The organism is Rathayibacter sp. VKM Ac-2759 (genome assembly GCF_009834225.1).
Classification (GTDB): Bacteria; Actinomycetota; Actinomycetes; order Actinomycetales; family Microbacteriaceae; genus Rathayibacter.
Window position 1 is genome coordinate 2,657,271 of sequence record NZ_CP047176.1, and the last position, 22,454, is coordinate 2,679,724.

The window sequence follows — 22,454 nt, forward strand, 5'->3', positions numbered from 1 at the left end:
CGTGCCGTCACTGCCGGAGGTGCGTGACGTCGCCCGAGGAGAAGGCGCGCCGCTCCCCGCCCTGCTCGAGCACGAGGCGCCCGTCGGCGTCGATGCCGGCAGCGGTCCCCTCCGCCTCGGTGCCGTCCGGGAGCTCCACTCTGACCGGGCGGCCCAGCGTGCCGCACCAGGAGCGGACGGCCTCGGCGGTCCCGGCGGCCTCGGCGTCGCCGAGGGAGAGGAGCGGTGCGAGCAGCGCCTGGAACTCGGTGAGGAACGCGGCGAGCACGGCGTCGGCCTCCGGCTCCCGGGCGCCGGCGAGCGCCAGGGAGGTCGCGGTCGGCACCGGCAGCTCCTCCTCGCTGAGGAGGAGGTTCACGCCGGTCCCGACGACCACCCGCCCGTCGGCGAGCCGCTCCGCGAGGATCCCGGCGACCTTGCGGCCGTCGAGCAGGACGTCGTTGGGCCACTTGACCGCGACGGGCACGTCGACGAGCGGCGCGAGGGCGCGGGCGAGCGCCGTGCCGGCGACGAGCGGCAGCCAGCCGAGCGCCGCCGCGGGCAGACCCGCCGCATCGACCAGGGTCGACGCCGCGAGGGTGCGACCGGGCGGTGCCTGCCAGACGCGCCCGAGGCGGCCGCGGCCCGCGCGCTGGTCGTCGGTCGCGACGACCGAGAGATGCGGCCAGGCGGCGCGATCCTCCGTGGCGCGCTCGCGCAGCTCGTCGTTCGTCGAGCCGGCGCTCTCGAGCCAGAGGACCTGCGGCGAGACGGAGCGGGAGAGCGGGAGCTGCATGCGGCCACGGTACCGGGCGTGCTCGACAGGACGCCGAGGCCGGCAGCCGCGCCCGGCCCTTGTGCGGATCCTCTCGCTCCAGCCCTCTGTCCCTGTGCGGGTACGACAAGGGGGGTGGCACCACCCCCGCCGGTAAGGTGAGCGAGTGACCGCGAACATCGAACGTCCCGCGCCCGATCTCTACACGACCGCGGGGAAGATCGCGGATCTCAAGGCCCGCTACCACGAGGCGGTCACCGCCAGCGGCGAGGCCGCGATCGAGAAGCAGCACGCCAAGGGCAAGATGACGGCGCGCGAGCGGATCGACACCCTCCTCGATCCCGGATCGTTCGTCGAGCTCGACGAGTTTGTGCGCCACCGCACCCACGCGTTCGGCATGGAGAAGAAGCGTCCCTACGGCGACGCGGTCGTCACGGGCACCGGCACCATCCACGGTCGCCAGGTGGCCGTCTACTCGCAGGACTTCACGATCTTCGGCGGCTCCCTCGGCGAGGTCGCCGGCGAGAAGATCATCAAGGTGATGGATCTGGCCCTGAAGACCGGCGTGCCGATCATCGGCATCCTCGACTCCGGCGGAGCGCGCATCCAGGAGGGCGTCGTCGCCCTCGGCAAGTACGGCGAGATCTTCCGCCGCAACACCGCCGCGAGCGGCGTCATCCCCCAGATCTCCATCATCTGCGGCCCCGCCGCGGGCGGTGCGGTCTACTCCCCCGCCCTCACCGACTTCGTGATCATGGTCGACAAGACCAGTCAGATGTTCGTCACCGGCCCCGACGTGATCAAGACCGTCACCGGTGAGGACGTCGGCATGGAGGAGCTCGGAGGAGCCCTCACCCACAACAAGATCTCGGGCGTCTCGCACTACCTCGCGAGCGACGAGAACGACGCGCTCGACTACGCGCGGACGCTGCTCTCCTTCCTCCCGGACAACAACCTCTCGCAGGCGCCCGTCTTCGACAACGAGATCGACCTCGAGACCACGGACGCCGACCGCTTCCTCGACACGGTCATCCCCGACAGCCCCAACCAGCCCTACGACATGCGCGCCGTCATCGAGCACATCGTCGACGAGGGCGACTTCCTCGAGGTGCAGCCGCTGTTCGCGCCCAACATCGTCATCGGCTTCGGCCGCGTCGAGGGGCGCTCGGTGGGCGTCATCGCCAACCAGCCGAGCGCGATGGCCGGCACCCTGAACATCGAGGCGGGAGAGAAGGCCTCGCGCTTCGTCCGCTTCTGCGACGCCTTCTCGATCCCGATCCTCACGCTGGTCGACGTGCCGGGCTACCTGCCCGGCACCGACCAGGAGTGGACCGGCGTCATCCGCCGCGGCGCGAAGCTCCTCTACGCCTACGCCGAGGCGACCGTCCCGCTGGTCACCGTGATCCTGCGCAAGGCGTACGGCGGCGCGTACATCGTGATGGGCTCGAAGCAGCTCGGAGCCGACATCAACCTGGCCTGGCCGACCGCCGAGATCGCGGTCATGGGCGGTCAGGGAGCCGTCAACATCCTCTACCGCGGAGAGATCCGGAAGGCGGAGGAGGCGGGCGAGGACGTCGCGGCCGTCCGCACCCGGCTGGCGAACGAGTACACCTACAACGTCGCGAGCCCGTTCCTCGCGGCCGAGCGCGGCGAGCTCGACGGAGTCATCGAGCCGTCCGCGACGCGGGTGTCGGTCGTCAAGGCGCTCCGGGCACTGCGGACCAAGCGGGCGAACCTCCCCGCGAAGAAGCACGGCAACATCCCGCTCTGACGCCGGCGACCCGCAACGCACGCCCGCGGGGCACCGAGTCCCGGCTGCTAGCGTGAGCCCTCACCGCGCCTGCCCGCCGGCGCGGAGGATCGGGAGGATCGATGCCCACCGTCGTCCTCGCGCGCCTGTGCACGCCCTACGTGTCGGACTTCCCCGTGAGCGGTGCCGCGATCTCGACGATCGGATCCTCCTTCGCGGGCGAGACCGTCGCCGCGAGCGACCCGGTCGCCGCCCGCCTCGACGAGATCCAGCTCGATCTCGGTGAGGGGCCGGGATGGGACGCGGTGCGCAGCCGCCGCCCGGTCCTCGTCGACGACGTGCGCGAATCCACTCCGCGCTGGCCGCTGTTCGCCGACGAGGCGACCAGGATCCCCGTCGATGCGGTCTACGCGTTCCCGCTGAGGGTGGGCGGGCTCGACGTCGGCGTCGTCGACCTCTACAACCGCAGTCCCGGCCCCCTCCCCTCGTCCGTGATCGACGGCATCCGCCGGAGGACGACGGCGACCGCGCTCGAACTCGTCGCGCAGGTGCTGGTCGGCAGCGACACCGACGAGTCCGGCAACCCGCACTCCCGGCGCGTCATCCACCAGGCGACGGGGATGATCGTGGCGCGCGACCAGTGCTCGCCGGGCGACGCGCTCCTCCTGCTCAGGGCGCACGCCTTCACGCTCGGCCGGAGCGTCGCCGCCCTCGCGGAGGAGATCGCCGACCGCCGCTCGGGATTCCCCCCGCCGCCCCTCGAAACCTAGGATCGACACCATGACTGCCCGCGCCCGTGAGCACGATCTCATCGAGACCTTCGTGACGCTCTCCGACACCCTCGTCGACGACTACGACACCGTCGAGCTCATGCAGACCCTCGTCGATCGCAGCGCCTCCCTCTTCGAGGCGGCCTCGGCGGGCCTCGTGCTGCGCGACGCCCACGGCGTCGCCGAGGTCCTCGCGTCGACGGATGAGGACTCCCGCCTGATCGGCCTGCTGCAGCTGCACGAGGACGCGGGGCCGTGCATGGAGTGCCTGCACACGGGCGAGGCGGTCGTCGTCGCCGACATCCGCGACGCGCCGCCGGAGTGGGATCGGTTCCGCGAGCGCGCCCTCGAGCTCGGTCTGCGCTCCGTCCACTGCGTGCCGCTGCGCCTGCGCAGCGAGTGCATCGGATCGCTGAACCTGTTCGGGACGACGCCGGGGCTCCTCGCCGACGAGGACGTCGCGGTCGTCCAGGCGTTCGCCGACGTCGCGACGATCGGCATCCTGCACCAGCGCGCACTGGAGGAGAGCGATCTGGTGCGCAGTCAGCTGCAGCGCGCCCTCGACAGCCGCGTCGTCATCGAGCAGGCGAAGGGGGCGGTCGCCTACTCCCGCGACATCAGCACCGAGGAGGCCTTCGACGTCCTCCGCCGGCACGCGCGCTCGACCTCGACGGCGCTGACCGTCATCGCCTCCCGCGTCCTGCGCGGCGAGCTGCGCCTCTAGGCCGCGCCCGGTCCCGCCTTCGCGGACTCCGCGGAGCGCTCCTCGGGCCGGGGAGCGAGCGCGCGGGCGAACGCCAGCGCCTCCGCGGCCGACACGTCGGGCAGGTAGGCCCGGCCGAGAGCCGCGCCGATGCGCGGCAGCTGCAGCGCGTCGGGGTAGGCCATCCAGAGTCCCACGTAGCGGGGGTGGAACTTCGCCTTGAAGCGGAACAGCGACGTGAAGCCGTAGGCCGGCTCGAGCGTGCGCGAGAGGAACTCCAGCAGCCGGGAGAGCACGGTCGGCTGGGGCGCCTCCTGCCCCGCCTCGACCGGCGCCACGGCGAGCGGGGCTCCGGACAGCGAGAGGAACTCGGCCCCCTCCTGCTGGGCGTGCAGCGCGGCGGAGGCGATGAGGAACTCCATGATCCCCGGCATCGCGTCGTCGGAGCGGCGCATGAAGTCGAGCGTCCAGCCGACGATCCGGCCGTCGCGGTGCACGGGGAGCCAGCTGGTCACGCCCTGGAGGACTCCGTCCGGCCCGACGGCGAGCAGGAGCGCGACGTCGGCGTCGCGGATCTCGTCGATCCCGCCGAGCGTGAAGCCCATCTCGGGGAGCGCCTTCTCGGCGACCCAGCGCTCCGACAGGTCGACGATCTGGTTCGCCATGCCCAGCGACAGGTCCGGCCAGCTCGTCCAGACCGCCTCGATGCCGAGCTTGATGCCGCGGTTCAGCGGGTAGCGGACCTTCTGCCACTGCTTGCCGGTGAGCTCGAAGCCCTCGAGCTCGATGATCGTCTCCTCGCCCACCGAGATCCGCGACCAGCCGAGGGAGTCGAAGACCGGGAGCAGCTCGTCGTGGACGCTGTAGAAGACGGGCGTCCAGCTCCGCTCGTCGCAGAAGCGGACGAAGCCCGCGACGACCTCGGCCCGCCTCTCCGGCGCGCAGGCCGGATCGGACAGCGTGATCGCCACGGCGCCCACCACCCGGTAGGCGACACCGCCCTCGCCGTCGGCGGCGATCCAGTGCTCGTTGCCCTGCCAGGTGCCCTGGTGGCCGAGGCTGCCGGCTCCGTAGCGCTCGAGCAGAGCCCGGTACCGCGCCTCGTCGCCGCGCACCCGCTGGACGTCGGTCGCGCGCAGCAGGGACACCACGGCGACGACGACGAGGAGCCAGAACGCGGGCCCCACCCACTCGAAGACCAGCCGCGCCACCGGTTCGCGCGGGACGGCCATCAGACCGAATCCGCCGAGGAAGCTGACCGGCACGAAGCGGAGGAGCCCGTCGAGCAGCAGCCGACCCACGCCGATCACGGGCTCGAAGCTGGTGCGGGAGGCCGCGGCGAGTGCGAGGTAGCCGCCCAGCCCCACGACGAAGGCCGCGCCGGTGATCCGCGCCCAGCGCCGAGCCGCCTCGCGTGGGGCCCTGATCCGGAAGTGCCGCCGGCCGATCACGAGCACGGCGACCACCGCGAGCGGGACGAGCACCGTCGTCGCGACCCAGAGCAGATACTCGGCGTAGTACGGGAAGTCGGAGTGCCGCGCCGCTCGCTGCAGCGAGAACACCTCGAGGACGGCGATCGCCGCGTTGACGCCGATCGCCAGCACGAGCCCGAGGCGCCGACCCGAGCGCAGCCCCGCCGCCGCGACCAGGAGCAGGAGGAGGGGGACGAAGGTCAGGACGATCGGTCCCGGAGCCACGAGGCTGAGCTGCACGTGGTGCGTGCAGTGGCGCACCATCCCCCCGCAGGGGTCCTCGAGATCGCCGGTGCCGGTGAACGCGCTCTGCAGGAGCCGGCCGAGGAACGAGAAGGGGCCGTACCCGGAGTCCGAGAGCACCGCGACCAGCGGGCCGATCGCCGTCACGGCGACCACCGCCGCGATGAGCGCGCGCGACTCCCGGTGCGAGCTCCGCACGGGCCTGCGGGGGCGCAGGGCGCCGACTCCGCCCGCGAGGACGGCGCCGAGGGCGAGACCGGCGAGGCCCGCGATCATCCGGTAGACATCGGCGGAGTCGCCGGCGTAGAGCACGAACATCAGGACGACCGAGAAGGTCGTCACCCGGAGCCGACGGCGCCACAGAGCGCCCATGAACGCGGTGGAGGCCAGGAGCGCGCCGACGGCGCCGATCAGCGGGTCGAAGGTCGCGTCGCCGACGGTGTCGGTCGCCCACCACTCCCCCGCGGCCGCGCCCGACGACTGCAGCAGCGCGCCGATCCCGACTCCGAGGACGCCGGTCACCACGAAGGCGACGACCGTGCGCACGGAGCCGAGCCGCCGCTCGGCCACCGCGAGCAGAGGGAGCACGAGGACGACGTCGAGCAGGAGCTGCAGCGGATCGGAGGAGACCAGGAGCGCGGTGACCGCCGTCCACGGCCGGCCGCCCAGGGTCGTGCCGGCTCCCCCCGCCCACCAGGCCGAGGTGTCGGCGCTCGCGGGTCCGAGGAGCGTCCCGGTGACCGCGCTCGCGACGAGCAGGACGAGTGTCACGGCGACCGCGACGGGCGAACGGCGCAGCAGGAGCCGGAGGGGCCGGAGGGGCCGGACCACCGCGACGCCGCGCCTCGAGAACCACGACGGCATGGTGCTTGCTCCTGTTCGGACCCGGGCGGAACGCCGCTCCGGCGACGTCCGGCGACAGCATAACGGCGCGCCGCCGACTCCCGGCCGTGAAGCGCCCGCGGCCGCCCCGCCCGACCCCGTGGAGGCCGATGCGGTACCGTCGCGGCATGAGCGCTTCCGACTCCGCACCCGACGTCGTCATCTCGACCCCGGGCCTCGATGCCCGTCAGATCGCCGCCGTGACGGCCGTGGTGACCGCGCTCGCCGCTCAGGCACCGGCCCGGCAGGAGCCGTCGGAGGTCGTCGCGGGCGGCTGGAACGATCGCGCGTCGGCCGTCCGCGCGCCGCTCGCTCCCGCGCCGGGAGCCTGGCGCTCCTTCTCCGGCTGATCCTCCGCACCCGGTCTGTACCCCGATGGCGTCGGGCGTCGGAGCGAAGGTGAGATTTGTACCCCGATTAGTCCCCTAAAGTGCCGACTATCTCGATCCTCGCCCGCTGAGGATGATTATGCGTGTTCGGTGTTCACTCCTCGGAGGGGGCACTGCCAATCACTCGCCGACCAGGGTAAGCGGGCGGGTGTTTTGGGGGCGAGTGAGGGTGATATTCGGGTTATCACCCTCACTCGGGGTTTGACGGCGGGCCGGGCCCCCTCTTCGGAGGAGTGGACGGCCCGCCGCACTCTTTTAACCGGTGCGCCCTCCCGGGCGACGCCCGAGGTGAGCAGCTCCTGCGGCCGCGCCGAGCTCAGGCGCCGGACGGGCTGCGCTCGTCGCGCCGGATCTCGACCCAGGCGTCGACCTCGTCGGCCGCGTCGTCCGATCCGAGGGCTCCCGCACTGCCGTCTCCGGCCGTCCTGAGCCCCACGACGGTCACCGCCGAGGGCGAGTCCGGGGAGGCGGTGCGGACCACGATGCGGTCGACCCCCTCGCGGATGCCGCCGAGGGCACGGGCCAGCTCGCTGAGCACCCGGCTGCTCTCCTCCTCCGAGGTGCGGTCGAGTCCTCCGTCGTCGAGCACCGAGACGGTCACGCCGCGGCGCCGCGCATCGAGCACCAGCCGGCGCACCTCGTCGTCGAGCAGCCGGCGGCCGCGGATCTCGTCGCGGACCGACGCCTCGAGCAGGCGGCACTCGCGCCGCTCCTCGTCGCTCAGCCCCGAGCCGCTCGCCGCGATCCGCCGCAGCATGTCCGAGGCGATGGCGCGCGTCTGCTCCAGCCGCACCTCGCGCTCGCTCAGGTGCGCCTCCTCCGCCGCGCGCCACGAGGCCGCGGCGCGCTCCGCCGCCTCCAGCACGCGGGCCTCCGAGCTCGCCCGCCCGAGCTCGATGATGAGCAGCTGCGCGATGCCCACCCAGGCGATGCCGCCGACCACGCCCAGCGTCGCCAGTGCGACCGGTCCCGCCCAGATCGTCGTGTGGACGATGAGGAACGCGACTCCCGCCCAGGCGGCGAGCGGGCGCCTCCGCGCGCAGACGACGGTCATGAGCGTGCCGACGGCGGCGATGTACCAGGTCGAGTAGCCGTTCGAGACCCCGGGATCGAGCGAGGGGGCGACGAGGAGCGGCAGGGCGATCGCCACGGCCGTCATCGAGAACGCGACCGGCGCGGACATCCGGACCGTCGTGCTCGGCCAGAGCGCGACGACCGTCGCGGCCGCGTAGAGCGAGACCGCGAGGAGGTCCGCCGGGCTCGGCGGCGCGCTCCGGAACGAGAAGAACGCGAGCACCACGTGGTAGAGCGAGAAGCCCGCCGCGAGGGCGTAGAGGAGCGGACGCGGATAGGTGATCACGGGCGCCGCTCCCTGCCGGCCGACGGCGGCCACATGATGTCGACCCGCGTGCCCTCGCCGACCGCGGACTCGACGCGAGCCGCCCCGCCGGCGTTCTGGATCCGCTCCACGATCGAGAGGCGGATGCCCAGTCGCTCGCGCGGCACCTCCGCCACCTGGAACCCGCGCCCGTCGTCCTCGACGACCACGTGCACGGCTCCGTCGTCGAGGGTGCCGCGGACCACCCGCCGGACCCGGTCGCTCGGTCCCGCGTGCTGGACGCTGTTCGTCAGGGCCTGCCAGACCGCACCGAGCACCGCCTCGGCGACGGTGCGGGGCACACTGCCCACTCGAGGATCGGCCCCCCTGGCCGTCTCGACCAGGAAGTCGGCCGCGAAGGTCGACGCGGCGTGGGTGAGCTGACGCTCGACGAGCTCGAGCGGCACATCGCCGTCCGCGACGTCGGACTCGCGCTCCGGGAGGAGCACGGCGAGCGTGCGCCGGGCCATCGAGGAGACCAGCGAGCGCTCGGCGGGAGACTCCGCCGTGGCGGCGGCCAGGAGGGTGGCGAGGACGTTGTCGTGCACGAGCGCGTCGACCTCGACCCGCTCCACCTCGCCGGCGTGCTGCCGCATCGCGGCCTCGTACTGCTGCATGGCGGTCGTCTGGGCGCGGTCGACCTCGTCGGCCGACTGCCGGAGCACGGTGATCAGAACGAGCATCACGAAGCCGACGATGCCGACGTAGAAGGCGTCGAGGATCGCGCGGGTGGGCTCGGCCGCGCCTCCGGAGGGGAGCACCCGGAGCACCCCGAACAGGAGCGGCGTCGTGATCGCGTAGGCGATGGCGACGCGCAGCGGCGCGACGGTGGTGCAGAACGCCGTGCCGATGGTCATCAGGTACCAGATCCAGGGCGTCTCCTGGACGGCGGCGTCGGGGAGGACCGAGAACGGCCAGGAGACGAGCGCGAGCAGGAGCCCGCCCGCGACCAGGACCGCGGTCACCCGGGTTCCCCGCCGGAGCACGGCGGTGAGGACCGAGGCGGCGAGCGCGCCGAACACGAGGCCGAGGACGGGCCACGCCACCGCGGGCCGGAGGTCGGGGAGCTGGCCGAGGATCGGCGGGACCGTCTGGAGCGCGAAGCCGAAGCCGAAGAACGAGACGACCGTGGCGATGATGCGGTCGATGCGCTCCCGGTTCGCCGGCGCGCGGACGGTCAGGACGTCAGCGCCCGGCATCGCCGTCGTCCGGGTCGATGCCGGGGAGGATCCCGTCCTCCACCGCGCGGCGGAGGAGGTCGACCTTGGTCGGGGCGGGGCGGCCGATCTCTACGTACTTGTCGCGGATCCGGTCGAGGTACTCCTTGGCGGTCGAGACCGAGATCTGCAGCCGCTCGGCGACGAGCTTCAGGGGCAGACCGGAGGCGTAGAGGTGCAGCACGTCGCGTTCGCGGCGGCCGAGGACCGCTCGGGCGAAGTCGTCGTCGGCGTCGATCGCCGACGCCCACTCGAGGTTGTTGAGCACTTCGCCGCGCGCGACCGTGCGGATCGCGGCGATGACGGTCGACATCGGCGACGACTTCGGGATGACTCCGGCAGCGCCCGCCGCGAGCGCCTCGCGCACCGCGACGACACGATCGGCGATGCTGTGCACCAGCACGGCGGAGCCGCGGACCTGCCCCCACTTGACGTTGGCGGTGATGCTCGAGCCGTCGTTGAGCGAGAGGTCGAGGACGAGCACCTCGATCTCGGTGCCGCCGAGCACCTGCTCGAGCGCTCCGACCGTCTCGGCCGCGGCGACGACGTGCATCCCGGCACCCTCGATCGCGGCGGCGACGCCGAGGCGGACCGACTCGTGGTCGTCGACGATCGCCACTCGGACGCGGGCCTCAGTGCTCATCGTCGATTCCATCGGGTCTCATGGTACCGAGAGACACGTCACCCCTGGCGGCGGGTGAGGCGGGCGACGGCCTCCACGTGCGAGGTGTGCGGGAAGAGGTCGAAGCCGTCGAGCCGCTCGAGCTCGTAGCCGCCCGCCGTCAGCGACCCGACGTCGCGGGCGAGCGCGACCGGGTCGCAGGCGACGTAGACGAGCTGCGCGGGCGCCAGCTCGATCAGCGCATCGGTGACGGCCCTGCCCGCTCCGGAGCGCGGAGGGTCCAGGACCACGGTGGCGGCGCGCCAGCGCTCCCGCTCGCGCGCATCCGCCTGGGCGATCGCGTCGCGGAGGTAGCGGTCGACGCGGGCGGTCACCGCTCGTGCGCCGGTCAGATCGGCCAGGTTCTCGAGCGCGTGCTCGGTCGCCCGCGCGTCGCTCTCGACGCTGGTGACCCTGACGCCCGCGCCGAGGCGGTCGGCCAGCGCCGCGGCGAGCAGACCCACTCCCCCGTAGAGGTCGTGATTGGCCGAGCGCAGGTCGGCGAGCTCGGCGTCGACGCTCGCCTGCACGGCGTCGAAGAGAGTGGTCGCGGCACCGCGGTGCACCTGCCAGAAGCCGGCGCGGTCGACGCGGAACGTGCGGTCGGCGACGAACTCGGTGACCACGGTGCGGTCCCGCCGCGCACGCTTGTCGGCCGGGTCGTGCACGAGGACGGCGGCTCCCTCCGACCCGGCGGCGTCGACGAGGTCGACGACCGAGCCGGGAGCGAGACGCTCACCGAGCGGCGCCGCGGCCGTCGAGGCGGCGGTCGCGAGCGGCAGCGAGTCGACCGTCACGACGTGGTGGCTGCGCGCGGCGTAGGGGCCGACGCGGCCGTCGTCGTCGACGTGCAGACGGTTGCGCGTGCGCCAGCCGAGGCCACCGGAGTCGTCGTCGCCGAGAACCGGGGAGACCTCGACGCTCACCTCGCGGCGGGCGAAGCGCGAGAAGGAGTCCTCCAGCACGAGGCGCTTCAGGGTCCGCTGGTACTCGAGGGAGGCGTGGCCGAACTCCGCTCCCCCGACGCGCTCCTCGGGCCGCCGGTCGAGCCCGGCCTCCGGCCAGACGTGCTCGACGCGGTGCGGCGACGCCTCGAGGACCTCGAGGGCCTCGGCCCGCCAGAAGCTGTCGTGCCGGACCTCGCTGATGCGCACGCGCACCCGCTCGCCCGGGAGGACGTCGGGCACGAAGACGACGCGGCCCTCGTGCCGGGCGACGAACACGCCGCCGTGCGCGACGTTGCTAATGTCGACCTCGATCTCGGTTCCGAGTGCGGGGTCGGCCCTCTCGGGGCGGGACGGCGCGCGGGACGGAGTCTGTGCCATCCGTCGAGCATCCCACAGCGTGGGCCCGGCCGCAGGGAGCCCGCGTGCGCCTCTACCTCGCCTCCACCTCCCCCGCCCGGCTCGCGCTGCTGCGGGCCTCGGGCATCGAGCCAATCGTCGTGCCGTCCGAGGTCGACGAACCGGCCGCGGTCGCCCGCGCCGAGGCCGAGGGCGGGGGCACCCTCGACGCCGACGCGACCGTCGCGCTGCTCGCGCGGGCGAAGGCGACCGCCGTCCTCGGGCCGGAGGTCGACGGGCTCGTCCTCGGCGGCGACTCCGCCTTCGTGCTCGACGGGATCGTGCACGGCAAGCCGCACGAGCCCGAGCGCGCCCGGGAGCGCTGGCGGGCCCAGCGCGGACGCACCGGGCACCTCCACTCCGGTCACTGGCTGATCGACCACCGCGGCGGGCGGCTGAACGCCGAGGCCGGCGCGGTCACGACGTCGGCGGTCACGTTCGCGGCCGACCTCGACGACTCCGAGATCGACGCGTACATCGCCACCGGTGAGCCCCTCGAGGTCGCGGGAGCCTTCACCATCGACGGTCTCGCGGCGGGATTCATCACGCGGATCGAGGGCGATCCCTCGACCGTCATCGGGATGTCGGTGCCGACTCTGCGCACGCTGGTCCGCGGATTCGGGATCGCCTGGCCCTCGCTCTGGAACCGCTGACGGGCGCCACCGGGGAGCGCTGACGCGCCTCCGCCGGCTCGTCCGGGAAACCGCGCTCGCGCGCTCGCGCCGTTGTCAGGAACCGACGAAGCCCCCTCTCTTCTTTGTGGAGCGCCGCGCCGGGCATCGCCGAGAGGCCCCCTAGTGTTGGGGACCATGTCACGCATTACGAAGGTGCTCATCGCCAACCGAGGCGAGATCGCCGTCCGAGTCATCCGTGCCGCCCGTGACAGCGGGATCGCCTCCGTCGCCGTCTACGCCGACCAGGACCGCGACGCCGTCCACAGCCGCCTCGCCGACGAGGCCTACGCACTCGGCGGGACCACCAGCGCCGAGACCTACCTCGTGGTCGACAAGATCCTCTCGGTCGCCCGCCGCTCCGGCGCCGACGCCGTGCACCCGGGCTACGGGTTCCTCGCCGAGAACGCCGACTTCGCACGCGCCGTCATCGACGCCGGACTCGTCTGGATCGGCCCCAGCCCCGAGGCGATCGAGCGCCTGGGCGACAAGGTCTCGGCGCGCCACGTCGCCGAGAAGGTCGGCGCCCCTCTCGCGCCGGGCACGCTGAACCCCGTCTCGGGCGCGGCCGAGGTCCTCGAGTTCGTCGACCAGCACGGCCTGCCCGTCGCGATCAAGGCGGCGTTCGGAGGAGGCGGCCGCGGTCTGAAGGTCGCCCGCGAGCGCGACGAGGTCGAGGAGCTCTTCGCCTCCGCGACCCGCGAGGCCGTCGCCGCGTTCGGCCGCGGCGAGTGCTTCGTCGAGAAGTACCTCGACCAGCCGCGCCACGTCGAGACGCAGTGCCTCGCCGACGCGCACGGCACCGTCGTCGTCGTCTCGACCCGCGACTGCTCGCTGCAGCGCCGGCACCAGAAGCTCGTCGAGGAGGCGCCCGCGCCGTTCCTCACCGAGGCGCAGAACACCGAGCTCTACCGGGCGTCGAAGGCGATCCTCCGCGAGGTCGGCTACGTCGGCGCCGGCACCTGCGAGTTCCTCATCGGCAAGGACGGCACCGTCTCGTTCCTCGAGGTGAACACCCGTTTGCAGGTCGAGCACCCCGTGTCCGAGGAGGTCACCGGCATCGACCTCGTCCGCGAGCAGTTCCGCCTCGCCGAGGGCGGCACCCTCGACTACGACGACCCGGAGCCCCGCGGCCACTCCTTCGAGTTCCGCATCAACGGCGAGGACGCCGGCCGCGGGTTCCTGCCCGCCCCGGGTCCCATCCACGTCTTCAAGGCCCCCGGCGGACCGGGCGTGCGCGTCGACTCCGGCGTCGTCGCCGGCGACGTCATCTCGGGGTCGTTCGACTCCCTGCTCGCGAAGCTCATCGTCACGGGCAGCACCCGCGAGGAGGCGCTCCAGCGCTCCCGCCGCGCCCTCGCCGAGTTCGAGGTCACGGGCCTGCCCACGGTGCTCCCCTTCCACCGCGTCATCGTCGAGGACCCGGCCTTCGCCCCCGAGGGCGACGCCCCGTTCTCGATCTACACCCGCTGGATCGAGACCGAGTTCGACAACACCATCGAGGCGTGGAGCGGCGAGCCCGGCGCCATCCCGGAGCCCGGCGCCCGCCAGAGCGTCGTCGTCGAGGTCGACGGCCGCCGCGTCGACGTGTCGCTGCCCAGCGACCTCATCGGAACGGCACCGGCCCGCGGGACGGCGACCGCCGCGCCCAAGCGCCGCGGCGCCGGCTCCGTGAGCACCGTCACCGGCGACTCCGTCACCGCGCCGATGCAGGCGACCATCGTCAAGGTCGCCGTCGCCGAGGGCGACTCGGTCGTCGCGGGCGACCTCGTCGTCGTGCTCGAGGCCATGAAGATGGAGCAGCCGCTCACCGCCCACAAGGACGGCACCGTCCGCGGCCTCGCCGCCGAGGCCGGGACGACCGTGTCCTCGGGCCACGTGCTGTTGTCCATCGTCTGAGTCGTCTTCTGAGCCGCTCCCTGCGCGACTCAGCGCGGTCGGCTTCTCGAGGTGGGTCGCGCTCCGCAGAGCGAGTCGCGTCGCACTGCCTCGAATCGCTGACACGCGATTCTCGGTCGCGCGCTCGACCCGACGGTAGCGGCGGCCCGACGAGCGCAACGCCGCGCCCTCCACCCCGCTGGTCGAGTAGCCCCGCAGGGGCTCATCGAGGCTGCATCCCCTCTGCTCGCAGCGCCGGCCTTCTGACGGCCGTGGATCTCGATACGCCCGCTCCGCGGCCTACTCGATCACCAGGCACCGGACACGCACCTCGTCGGCCCGACACCCCGCTGGTCGAGTAGCCCCGCAGGGGCGCATCGAGACCCCACCCCTCCGGCGGGCGGGCCGACGAGCAGCAACCACTGACGGCGGATCTCGATACGCCCGCTCCGCGGCCTACTCGATCACCAGGCACCGGACACGCACCCTCCACCTTTCTCAGCGAAGGACGAGGGCGCGATCGAGAAACGCGTGTCAGCGTTTCTCGACAGCCCGACGCGACACGCTCCGCGGAACGCACCATCTCGACAAGCCGACTGCGCGGAGCCGCGCGGGGAGCGGCTCCGCGAGAGGCGCGGCCGTCGGCTTCAGCCGACGATGTGCATGGCGCGCGCCGCCTCCGAGATGGAGCCGGTGAGGCTCGGGTAGACGGTGAAGGCGCGGGCGACCTGGTCGACGGTGAGGCGGTGCTCGACGGCGAGGGCGAGGGGGAAGATCAGCTCGCTCGCCTTCGGGGCGACGATGACGCCTCCGATGACCGTGCCGGAGCCGGTGCGGGCGAACAGCTTCACGAAGCCGTCGCGGATGCCCATCATCTTCGCGCGCGGGTTCGCCGCGAGCGGCAGCTTGTAGATCTCTCCCTGCGCGATGCCCTCCTCGATCTCGCGCTGGCTCCAGCCGACCGTCGCGATCTCGGGCTGCGTGAAGATGTTCGCCGCGACGTTGCGCACCTCCGTCGGGTTGACCGCGTCGCCCATCGCGTGGAACACGCCGGTGCGGCCCTGCATGGCGGCGACGGAGGCGAGCGGCAGGAAGGTCGTGCAGTCGCCGGCCGCGTAGATCGAGGGCACGCTCGTGCGCGCGACGCGGTTGACGCGGATGTGACCCGACTCGGTGAGCTGGACGCCGGCGTCCTCGAGGCCGATGCCCGCCGTGTTCGGCACGGAGCCGACCGCCATCAGGCAGTGCGAGCCCTCGACCACGCGGCCGTCGGACAGCACGGCCCGCACGCCCTTCTCGGTGCGCTCGACCCGGTCGGCGCGCGACTTCGAGAGCACGACCATGCCGTTGCGCTTGAAGACGTTCTCGATCACGGCGGCGGCGTCGGCGTCCTCGCCGGGCAGCACCTGGTCGCGCGAGGAGATCAGGGTGACCTTCGCCCCCAGCGCGCGGTAGGCGGAGGCGAACTCGGCGCCGGTCACGCCGGAGCCGACGACGATGAGGTGCTCGGGCACCGACTTGAGGTTGTAGAGCTGGGTCCAGCTCATGATCCGCTCGCCGTCGGGAGCGGCGGTCGGGAGCACACGGGGGCTCGCACCGACCGACACGACGATGGTGTCGGCCTCGATGCGGTCGAAGTCCATGCCCTCGCCGCCGGCCGCGGTCGAGACGATCAGCGCGTTCGTGCCGTCGAGACGGCCGTCGCCCTGGATGATCTTCACGCCGTGGTGGACGAGGTTCGCGCGCATGTCCTCCGACTGCTGCCGCGCGAGGCCGAGGAGGCGCTTGTTGACGGTGGCGAGGTTCACGGCGACCTCGGGCCGGACCGGCTTGTTCGTCTGCTCCGAGCGGGTGAAGAACTGCACGCCCAGGTCGGACGCCTCGCCGATGGCGTTGGTCGCCTCCGCGGTCGCGATGAGGGACTTCGACGGGACGACGTCGGTGATGACCGCGGAGCCGCCGACTCCCACCCGCTCGACCAGGGTGACCTCGGCGCCGAGCTGGGCTCCGGCGATGGCGGCTTCGTAGCCACCGGGTCCTCCTCCGAGTACAGCGATCCTCTGCGCGCGCTCGAACTCGTAAGCCATGGCTCCATCATCCCTTCTCGCTGGGAATCCGCCCAATCGCCGAGCGTCCGGGGAGGCGGGCGCTCCGCTGCGCACCCTGGATAGGGTGGGTGGATGGCCGACCAGATCCCGAATCCGCTCGATTCCCCCGCCGCCGATCCGTTCGCGATCGCCGCCGACGCCGCCTCGCAGATCGCCGAGGCGACCGGAGTCGAGAGGCACGACATCGCCCTCACCCTCGGCAGCGGCTGGGGCAAGGCCGCCGACCTGATCGGCGAGACGACGGCCACGGTCGACGCCTCCGAGATCGTGGGCTTCTCGAAGCCCGCCGTGCACGGCCACGGAGGCACGCTCCGCTCGGTCCTGCTGCCCACCGGCAAGCGCGCCCTGATCATCGGCGCCCGCACCCACTACTACGAGGGCTACGGCGTCCGGCGGGTCGCGCACAGCGTCCGCACCGCCGCGGCGACGGGTGCGTCGGTGATGATCCTCACCAACGGCGCCGGAGGCATCAAGGAGCACTGGACGCCCGGCACACCCGTGCTGATCAGCGACCACATCAACCTGACGGCCGACTCGCCGCTCGAGGGCGCGACCTTCGTCGACCTCACCGACCTCTACTCCTCGCGCTTGCGCAGCCTCGCCCGCGAGACGCGGGCCGACCTCGACGACGGCGTCTACGTGCAGTTCCGCGGCCCGCACTACGAGACCCCCGCCGAGGTCCAGATGGCGCGGATCATCGGCGGGCACATCGTCGGCATGTCCACCGCGCTCGAGGCGATCGCCGCCCGAGAGGCCGGGATGGAGGTGCTCGGCATGTCGCTGATCACGAACCTCGCCGCGGGCATCCAGAAGACACCCCTCAGCCACGAAGAGGTGCTCGAGGCGGGCCGGAACGCGGAGGACGACCTCGCGCGCCTCCTCGCCGGGATCACGGGCGCCCTGTGACGGGCGATGTCCGGGCCCTGGCCGAGGACTGGCTCGCGCAGGACCCCGACGCCGAGACCCGGCAGGAGCTCGTCGGCCTGCTGCAGGCCGACGACGCCGGCGACCCGGCGGCCAGGACCGAGCTCGAGGACCGGTTCGGCGAGCGGCTCGCCTTCGGCACTGCGGGCCTCCGCGGCGCGATCGCCGCGGGCTCGAACCGGATGAACCGGGTGCTCGTCTCGCAGGCCGCGGTCGGCCTCGCCGATCACCTCCTCGCGCAGGGCACCGGACGACCGGTGGTCGTGATCGGCTACGACGGCCGCAAGAACTCCCGGGTCTTCGCCGAGGACTCCGCGGCGCTCATGGCGGGCGCCGGGGTCGACGCGGTGCTGCTGCCGCGCCTGCTCCCCACTCCGGTGCTCGCCTTCGCGGTGCGGCACCTCGACGCGGACGCCGGCGTCATGGTCACGGCGAGCCACAACCCGCCGCAGGACAACGGCTACAAGGTCTACCTCGGCGGCTCCGACGAGGGATCGCAGATCGTGCCGCCGGTCGACTCCGAGATCGCGGAGCGGATCCTCGCCGTCGCGCGCGACCGGCGCGTTCCGGAACTGCCGCGGGGCGAGTACCGGATCGCCGACGAGTCGGTCGTGGCCGCCTACATCAGCGCCACGGCCGCGGGCGGACACCAGAGCGCTCCGCTCCGCGTCGTCTACACCGCGATGCACGGTGTCGGGTGGGAGACGGCGCACCGCGTCCTCGCCGCCGCGGGCTTCGACGAGCCGGCGGTCGTGGTCGAGCAGATCGATCCCGATCCGGCGTTCCCGACGGTGGCGTTCCCCAATCCGGAGGAGGACGGGGCGCTCGATCTCGCCTTCGCGACCGCTCGCTCGGGCCGTGCGGACCTGATCGTCGCCAACGATCCGGACGCCGATCGCTTCGCCGCCGCGATCCCGGACTCCTCGGCGTCCGACGGCTACCGGCGGCTCACGGGCAACGAGGTGGGAGCGCTGCTCGGCTGGCGGGCGGCCGAGGCCGCGCGCCTCGACGGCCGCCCCGGTGGCGCCCTGGCCTGCTCGATCGTCTCCTCCCCCGCACTCGGTGCGGTGGCGGCCGACTACGGGCTCTCGTTCGTCGAGACGCTGACCGGCTTCAAGTGGATCTCGCGGGTGCCCGACCTCGTCTTCGGCTACGAGGAGGCGCTCGGCTACCTCGTGAATCCTGCGACCGTGCGCGACAAGGACGGGATCTCGGCGGCACTCGCGTTCCTCTCCCTCGCGAGCTCGCTCGCCGAGGAGGGCCGGACGATCGCCGACGAGCTCGACGCCTTCGCCGAGCTGTTCGGCCTGTTCGGGTCGGCGCAGATCTCGATGCGGGTCACTGACCTGTCCGAGATCGCGCGCATCATGGCGCGGCTGCGGGCGGAGCCGCCGTCGGCCATCGGCGGGCTGGCCGTCGAGCGCTCCGAGGATCTGCTCGCCGCCGGAGGTGCACTGCCGCCGACGGATGCGCTGCGCTTCACTCTCGACGGCGCGCGCCTCATCGCGCGCCCGAGCGGCACCGAGCCCAAGGTGAAGCTCTACCTCGACGCGTGGTCCTCCGCTCCCGATCCCGCTGCGCGCGCCGCCGCCGTCGACTCGCGCCTCACCGCCCTGCGCGCGGGCGCCGCGGAGCTGCTGCGCTGACCCCGCGCTGGCTCGGGAGTCGGCGGCGCCTCTGGCAGGACCCGGTCCCGAGCCTGCTGGTCGAGTAGCCGCACAGCGGCGTATCGAGACGCCACCTTCGCCAGGACGGCGAGCTCGCAGCTCCTCCTCCTGACGCCGGTGGATCTCGATACGCCCGCTGCGCGGGCTACTCGATCAGCAGGCACGGGTCGAGGCTTCCCTGGCCGCAGGCGGCGCCAGCAGCGCTCCCGAGCGCAGGGTGGAGCGCGCCGAACGAGAAACGCGTGTCAGCGTTTCGAGGCCGCGCGACGCGACTCGCTCCACGGAACGCACCACCTCGACGAGCCGACCGCGCTGAGCCGCGCAGGGAGCGGCTCAGAAGAGAGCACAGTCAGCCGAGCGCCTTCTCGATCTTCGCCGTGATCTCGGTCTGGTCGAGGTAGTTGTCGATGACGACGATCTCGGCGAACGTCCGGCCGATGCGGTCGACGAGTTCGCCCGAGGTCAGGATGACCTGGGCGTCGGCGGCGAGGGCGTCGACCGAGGCGAGGTCGGAGGCGATCACCTCCGCTTCGAGATCGAGGGCTTCGAGCGCGCGTTCGGCGCCGAGCTTCAGGATGGCCGAGGTGCCGATGCCGGCTCCGCAGAGCGTGATGATCTTCATGAGCTTCCTCCGTGGTCGGGGGCGTCGCCCGTGAGGACGGCGTTGATGCTGCGGGGTGTCCTGGCCGCGGCCAGGGCGCCGATCGCATCGGGTCGGCTGAGGACGTCGGCGAGCCCCGAGATGAACCCGACGTGTCCGTGCGCCCGGGTCGCGGCGATGCCGATGACGACCGACACGGGGTCGTTGGTCGTGTGGCCGAAGGCGACGGGCTCGGCGAGGGTCACGACCGAGAGCCCGTCGGCGAGGACGTCGTTGCCCGGGCGGGCGTGGGCCAGCGCGAGGCCCGGTGCGATGACGATGTAGGGACCGAGCACGTCGATCTGCTCGACCATGCGGCGCGAGTACGCCGGGTCGACGGCTCCGCTGCGCTCGAGGGCGCGCCCCGCCTCGAGGACGGCCTCGCGCCAGCTGGCGGCGGGGTGCCGCAGCGCGATGGCGTCGTCGGAGAGCGCGTCGAGCGGCACGGTCAGGCCGCCTCGAAGCCGGCGCTGATCGTCTCGATCAGGTCGCGGCGCTCATCGAGCGGCAGGAACGCGGCGTGCGCGGCGTTGAGCTGGAAGACCTCGAGGTCGTCGAGGTCGTAGCCGAACGCGTCCGACAGCAGAGCGAGCTCGCGGCTGAGGCTGGTGCCGCTCATCAGCCGGTTGTCGGTGTTCACGGTGACGCGGAAGCCGAGCTGGTAGAGCAGGTCGAAGGGGTGGTCCTCGAGCTCGGTGCCCCACGCGGCGACCGCGCCGGTCTGCAGGTTCGACGACGGGCTCAGCTCGAGCGCGATCTCGCGGTCCTTGACCCACTCGGACAGCTCGCCGAGCGTGACGTAGCTCGCGTCGTCGTCCTGACGCTCGATGTGGATGTCCTCCGCGATCCGCACGCCGTGCCCGAGCCGGAGTGCGCGGCCGTCGAGCAGTGCGGAGCGGATGCTGTCGAGCCCGTCCGCCTCACCGGCGTGGACCGTGGCCGGGAAGTGCGCGGCGGCGAGGAGCTCGAACGCCGGACGGTGCAGCGACGCCGGGAAGCCCGCCTCCGCCCCCGCGATGTCGAAGCCGACCGCGCCGCGCTCGCGGTGGCGGAGCGCCAGCTCGGCGATCTCGAGCGAGCGGTCGGTGTGGCGCATGGCGGTGATCAGCTGTCCGACCCGCAGCCGCGACCCGTGGACGGCCGCCTCCTGGACTCCCTGCTGGATCCCCTCCTGCACCGCCTCGACGGCGGCATCGAGGGTGAGGCCCTCGCGCTGGTGCTGCTCGGGTGCCCAGCGCACCTCGCCGTGGACGACTCCGTCGGCCGCCAGGTCGAGGACGAACTCGCGCGCGACGCGCTCGAGCGACGCCGCGGTCTGCATGACCGAGATCGTGGTCTCGAAGGTCGCCAGGTAGTCGACGAGCGAGCCGGAGTCGGCGGTCGTGGTGAACCAGGCCCGCAGCGACTCGGGGTCGGCGGCGGGCAGCGGGAGTCCCGCCGCTGTGCCGAGCTCGACGATCGTCTCGGGGCGGAGACCGCCGTCGAGGTGGTCGTGCAGCGAGACCTTGGGCAGGTCGTCGATGAGGATCCCCTCGCCCGGAAGGAGGTACTCCTCGGTGGTGTCGGTCACGGTGCTCCTCAGGTCGACGGCTCGCCGACCACCCTAGGGCTTCGGCCGCCCGGCCTCACCCGGCGGTCGCGTCCGGGGTGGTGTCCGGCTCGCCAGATCGGCTCAGGCGATGCGCTCGGCGACCAGCGGGCCGCCGTCGAGGACGGTGTCGCCCTCGTCGCCGATCCGGTAGGCGCCCTCGAGGGCACCCAGCGCGCGCTCGAACCGGGCCGGTTCGTCGGCGGACAGCGTGAAGAGCGGCTCGCCGGCGCGCACGCGGTCGCCCGGCTTCGCGTGCAGGTCGATGCCCGCAGCGTGCTGGACGGCGTCCTGCTGCCGCGCCCGGCCCGCACCGAGGCGCCAGGCCGCGATGCCGAAGGGCAGAGCCTTCTGCTCGACCAGGACACCGTCCCGCTCCGCGACGACCACGTGGGTCTCGCGGGCGACGGGCAGCGCCGCGTCCGGGTCGCCGCCCTGAGCGCGGATGACGGCACGCCAGGTGTCCATGGCGGCTCCTCCGTCGAGCGCGCCCTCGACGTCGGCGTCGGGCAGCCCGGCGAGGGCGAGCATCTCGCGGGCGAGCGCGAGAGTGAGCTCGCGGATGTCGGCCGGACCGCCGCCCGCGAGCACCTCGACGGACTCGCGCACCTCGTTCGCGTTGCCGATCGCGAGACCGAGCGGCACGTTCATGTTGGTCAGGAGCGCGGTCGTCTTCACGCCCGCGTCGTTGCCGAGGTCGACCATCGCGCGCGCGAGCTCGCGCGAGCGCTCGATGTCGACCATGAAGGCGCCCGAGCCGAACTTGACGTCGAGGACGAGCGCGTCGGTCCCCTCCGCGATCTTCTTCGACATGATCGACGACGCGATCAGCGGGATGGCCTCGACGGTGCCGGTGATGTCGCGCAGCGCGTAGAGCTTCTTGTCGGCGGGAGCGAGGCCGGAGCCGGCGGCGCAGATCACGCCTCCGACCGTGCGCAGCTGCTCGAACATCTCGTCGTTGCCGAGCTCGGCGCGCCAGCCGGGGATCGCCTCGAGCTTGTCGAGGGTGCCGCCCGTGTGGCCGAGGCCGCGACCGGACAGCTGCGGCACGGCCACGCCGAAGGAGGCGACGAGGGGCATCAGCGGGAGGGTGATCTTGTCGCCCACTCCGCCCGTGGAGTGCTTGTCGACGGTGCGCTTGCCGAGGCCGTCGAAGTGCATCCGCTCCCCGCTCGCGATCATCGCGAGGGTGAGGTCGCGGATCTCGTCGCGGTCCATGCCGTTGAGCAGGACGGCCATCGCGAAGGCGGCCATCTGCTCGTCGGCGACGTAGCCGCGGGTGTACGCGTCGATCAGCCAGTCGATCTCGGCGGTCGAGAGGCTGCCTCGGTCGCGCTTGGTGCGGATGATGTCGACGGCGTCGAAGCTCTCGACGGGGGCGGTGGTGCCGGTCATGGGGTCCTCCGGTTCGGGTGG

Annotated in this window: 19 protein-coding genes; 8 read left to right on the forward strand and 11 right to left on the reverse strand. The window is 72.8% G+C overall.

Annotated elements, in window-relative coordinates; all coding sequences use genetic code 11:
- Positions 1 to 7 precede the first annotated feature (7 nt).
- On the reverse strand, positions 8 to 775 hold the full coding sequence (locus GSU68_RS12270; protein ID WP_159908702.1) for a biotin--[acetyl-CoA-carboxylase] ligase: 768 nt from the start codon (positions 773 to 775) through the stop codon (positions 8 to 10).
- 145 nt (positions 776 to 920) lie between these two features.
- Between GSU68_RS12270 and GSU68_RS12275 the strand changes: the two genes are divergently transcribed.
- The 3 genes from GSU68_RS12275 (at position 921) to GSU68_RS12285 (ending at position 3,998) form a co-directional block, all read left to right on the forward strand.
- Complete coding sequence (locus GSU68_RS12275; RefSeq protein ID WP_244259267.1) at positions 921 to 2,525, forward strand: acyl-CoA carboxylase subunit beta; 1,605 nt, start codon at positions 921 to 923, stop codon at positions 2,523 to 2,525.
- Between the two features lie 101 nt (positions 2,526 to 2,626).
- Positions 2,627 to 3,274, forward strand: coding sequence for a GAF and ANTAR domain-containing protein (locus GSU68_RS12280; protein WP_159908704.1), 648 nt, complete (start codon positions 2,627 to 2,629; stop codon positions 3,272 to 3,274).
- 10 nt (positions 3,275 to 3,284) lie between these two features.
- The gene (locus GSU68_RS12285; RefSeq protein ID WP_159908706.1) at positions 3,285 to 3,998 is read left to right on the forward strand and encodes a GAF and ANTAR domain-containing protein; all 714 of its coding nucleotides are present in this window, start codon (positions 3,285 to 3,287) and stop codon (positions 3,996 to 3,998) included.
- Here the strand turns inward: GSU68_RS12285 and GSU68_RS12290 are convergent.
- Positions 3,995 to 6,556, reverse strand: coding sequence for a DUF2156 domain-containing protein (locus tag GSU68_RS12290; protein WP_159908717.1), 2,562 nt, complete (start codon positions 6,554 to 6,556; stop codon positions 3,995 to 3,997). The two genes, GSU68_RS12285 and GSU68_RS12290, sit on opposite strands and share 4 nt — an antisense overlap.
- Before the next feature lie 146 nt (positions 6,557 to 6,702).
- Here GSU68_RS12290 and GSU68_RS12295 point away from each other — a divergent pair, with 146 nt between their 5' ends.
- Entirely contained in the window at positions 6,703 to 6,924 is a 222-nt protein-coding gene (locus GSU68_RS12295; RefSeq protein WP_159908719.1) for an acyl-CoA carboxylase subunit epsilon, read from the forward strand.
- 355 nt (positions 6,925 to 7,279) lie between these two features.
- On the opposite strand, the gene GSU68_RS12300 is transcribed toward GSU68_RS12295, so the two are convergent.
- Genes GSU68_RS12300 through GSU68_RS12315 form a run of 4 tightly spaced genes read right to left on the reverse strand, consistent with a single transcriptional unit; the run spans position 7,280 to position 11,544 of the window.
- Positions 7,280 to 8,323 (reverse strand): hypothetical protein, encoded by a 1,044-nt coding sequence (locus GSU68_RS12300; protein ID WP_159908721.1) that lies wholly within the window; start codon positions 8,321 to 8,323, stop codon positions 7,280 to 7,282.
- Positions 8,320 to 9,540, reverse strand: coding sequence for an ATP-binding protein (locus GSU68_RS12305; protein ID WP_159908723.1), 1,221 nt, complete (start codon positions 9,538 to 9,540; stop codon positions 8,320 to 8,322). The genes GSU68_RS12300 and GSU68_RS12305 overlap by 4 nt, the downstream gene beginning before the upstream one ends.
- The gene (locus tag GSU68_RS12310; protein WP_159908725.1) at positions 9,527 to 10,201 is read right to left on the reverse strand and encodes a response regulator transcription factor; all 675 of its coding nucleotides are present in this window, start codon (positions 10,199 to 10,201) and stop codon (positions 9,527 to 9,529) included. The genes GSU68_RS12305 and GSU68_RS12310 overlap by 14 nt, the downstream gene beginning before the upstream one ends.
- 38 nt (positions 10,202 to 10,239) lie before the next feature.
- A complete protein-coding gene (locus tag GSU68_RS12315) occupies positions 10,240 to 11,544 on the reverse strand; it encodes a TRAM domain-containing protein (protein WP_159908727.1) in 1,305 nt (434 codons plus the stop codon).
- A gap of 44 nt (positions 11,545 to 11,588) precedes the next feature.
- Between GSU68_RS12315 and GSU68_RS12320 the strand changes: the two genes are divergently transcribed.
- Entirely contained in the window at positions 11,589 to 12,215 is a 627-nt protein-coding gene (locus tag GSU68_RS12320; protein ID WP_159908729.1) for a Maf family protein, read from the forward strand.
- A 156-nt stretch (positions 12,216 to 12,371) separates the two neighbouring features.
- The gene (locus tag GSU68_RS12325; protein ID WP_159908731.1) at positions 12,372 to 14,132 is read left to right on the forward strand and encodes a biotin carboxylase N-terminal domain-containing protein; all 1,761 of its coding nucleotides are present in this window, start codon (positions 12,372 to 12,374) and stop codon (positions 14,130 to 14,132) included.
- 626 nt (positions 14,133 to 14,758) lie between these two features.
- On the opposite strand, the gene GSU68_RS12330 is transcribed toward GSU68_RS12325, so the two are convergent.
- Entirely contained in the window at positions 14,759 to 16,198 is a 1,440-nt protein-coding gene (locus GSU68_RS12330; RefSeq protein WP_159908733.1) for an NAD(P)H-quinone dehydrogenase, read from the reverse strand.
- A 93-nt stretch (positions 16,199 to 16,291) separates the two neighbouring features.
- Here GSU68_RS12330 and GSU68_RS12335 point away from each other — a divergent pair, with 93 nt between their 5' ends.
- Positions 16,292 to 17,125, forward strand: coding sequence for a purine-nucleoside phosphorylase (locus GSU68_RS12335; protein ID WP_159908735.1), 834 nt, complete (start codon positions 16,292 to 16,294; stop codon positions 17,123 to 17,125).
- Entirely contained in the window at positions 17,122 to 18,789 is a 1,668-nt protein-coding gene (locus tag GSU68_RS12340) for a phospho-sugar mutase (RefSeq protein ID WP_159908737.1), read from the forward strand. Before GSU68_RS12335 ends, GSU68_RS12340 begins: the two co-directional genes overlap by 4 nt.
- Before the next feature lie 370 nt (positions 18,790 to 19,159).
- Here GSU68_RS12340 and GSU68_RS12345 read toward each other — a convergent pair whose 3' ends face one another.
- The 4 genes from GSU68_RS12345 to GSU68_RS12360 all read right to left on the reverse strand — a co-directional run bounded on the left by GSU68_RS12345 (position 19,160) and on the right by GSU68_RS12360 (position 22,433).
- Positions 19,160 to 19,432 carry a PTS sugar transporter subunit IIB gene (locus GSU68_RS12345; RefSeq protein ID WP_159908739.1) on the reverse strand — a complete coding sequence of 91 codons (273 nt, stop codon included), beginning with the start codon at positions 19,430 to 19,432 and terminating at the stop codon, positions 19,160 to 19,162.
- Positions 19,429 to 19,896, reverse strand: coding sequence for a PTS sugar transporter subunit IIA (locus GSU68_RS12350; protein ID WP_159908741.1), 468 nt, complete (start codon positions 19,894 to 19,896; stop codon positions 19,429 to 19,431). Before GSU68_RS12350 ends, GSU68_RS12345 begins: the two co-directional genes overlap by 4 nt.
- Before the next feature lie 2 nt (positions 19,897 to 19,898).
- On the reverse strand, positions 19,899 to 21,020 hold the full coding sequence (locus tag GSU68_RS12355; protein WP_159908743.1) for an adenosine deaminase: 1,122 nt from the start codon (positions 21,018 to 21,020) through the stop codon (positions 19,899 to 19,901).
- Positions 21,021 to 21,122: 102 nt separating this feature from the next.
- Positions 21,123 to 22,433, reverse strand: coding sequence for a thymidine phosphorylase (locus GSU68_RS12360; protein WP_159908745.1), 1,311 nt, complete (start codon positions 22,431 to 22,433; stop codon positions 21,123 to 21,125).
- Between the last annotated feature and the right edge of the window lie 21 nt (positions 22,434 to 22,454).

Bases quoted from the DNA above. Each gene is read 5' to 3' on its own strand.
- GSU68_RS12270 (WP_159908702.1), bottom strand. From the start codon at position 775: ATGCAGCTCCCGCTCTCCCGCTCCGTCTCGCCGCAGGTCCTCTGGCTC.
- GSU68_RS12280 (WP_159908704.1), top strand. From the start codon at position 2,627: ATGCCCACCGTCGTCCTCGCGCGCCTGTGCACGCCCTACGTGTCGGAC.
- GSU68_RS12285 (WP_159908706.1), top strand. From the start codon at position 3,285: ATGACTGCCCGCGCCCGTGAGCACGATCTCATCGAGACCTTCGTGACG.
- GSU68_RS12290 (WP_159908717.1), bottom strand. From the start codon at position 6,556: ATGCCGTCGTGGTTCTCGAGGCGCGGCGTCGCGGTGGTCCGGCCCCTC.
- GSU68_RS12295 (WP_159908719.1), top strand. From the start codon at position 6,703: ATGAGCGCTTCCGACTCCGCACCCGACGTCGTCATCTCGACCCCGGGC.
- GSU68_RS12305 (WP_159908723.1), bottom strand. From the start codon at position 9,540: ATGCCGGGCGCTGACGTCCTGACCGTCCGCGCGCCGGCGAACCGGGAG.
- GSU68_RS12310 (WP_159908725.1), bottom strand. From the start codon at position 10,201: ATGAGCACTGAGGCCCGCGTCCGAGTGGCGATCGTCGACGACCACGAG.
- GSU68_RS12315 (WP_159908727.1), bottom strand. From the start codon at position 11,544: ATGGCACAGACTCCGTCCCGCGCGCCGTCCCGCCCCGAGAGGGCCGAC.
- GSU68_RS12325 (WP_159908731.1), top strand. From the start codon at position 12,372: ATGTCACGCATTACGAAGGTGCTCATCGCCAACCGAGGCGAGATCGCC.
- GSU68_RS12330 (WP_159908733.1), bottom strand. From the start codon at position 16,198: ATGGCTTACGAGTTCGAGCGCGCGCAGAGGATCGCTGTACTCGGAGGA.
- GSU68_RS12335 (WP_159908735.1), top strand. From the start codon at position 16,292: ATGGCCGACCAGATCCCGAATCCGCTCGATTCCCCCGCCGCCGATCCG.
- GSU68_RS12345 (WP_159908739.1), bottom strand. From the start codon at position 19,432: ATGAAGATCATCACGCTCTGCGGAGCCGGCATCGGCACCTCGGCCATC.
- GSU68_RS12360 (WP_159908745.1), bottom strand. From the start codon at position 22,433: ATGACCGGCACCACCGCCCCCGTCGAGAGCTTCGACGCCGTCGACATC.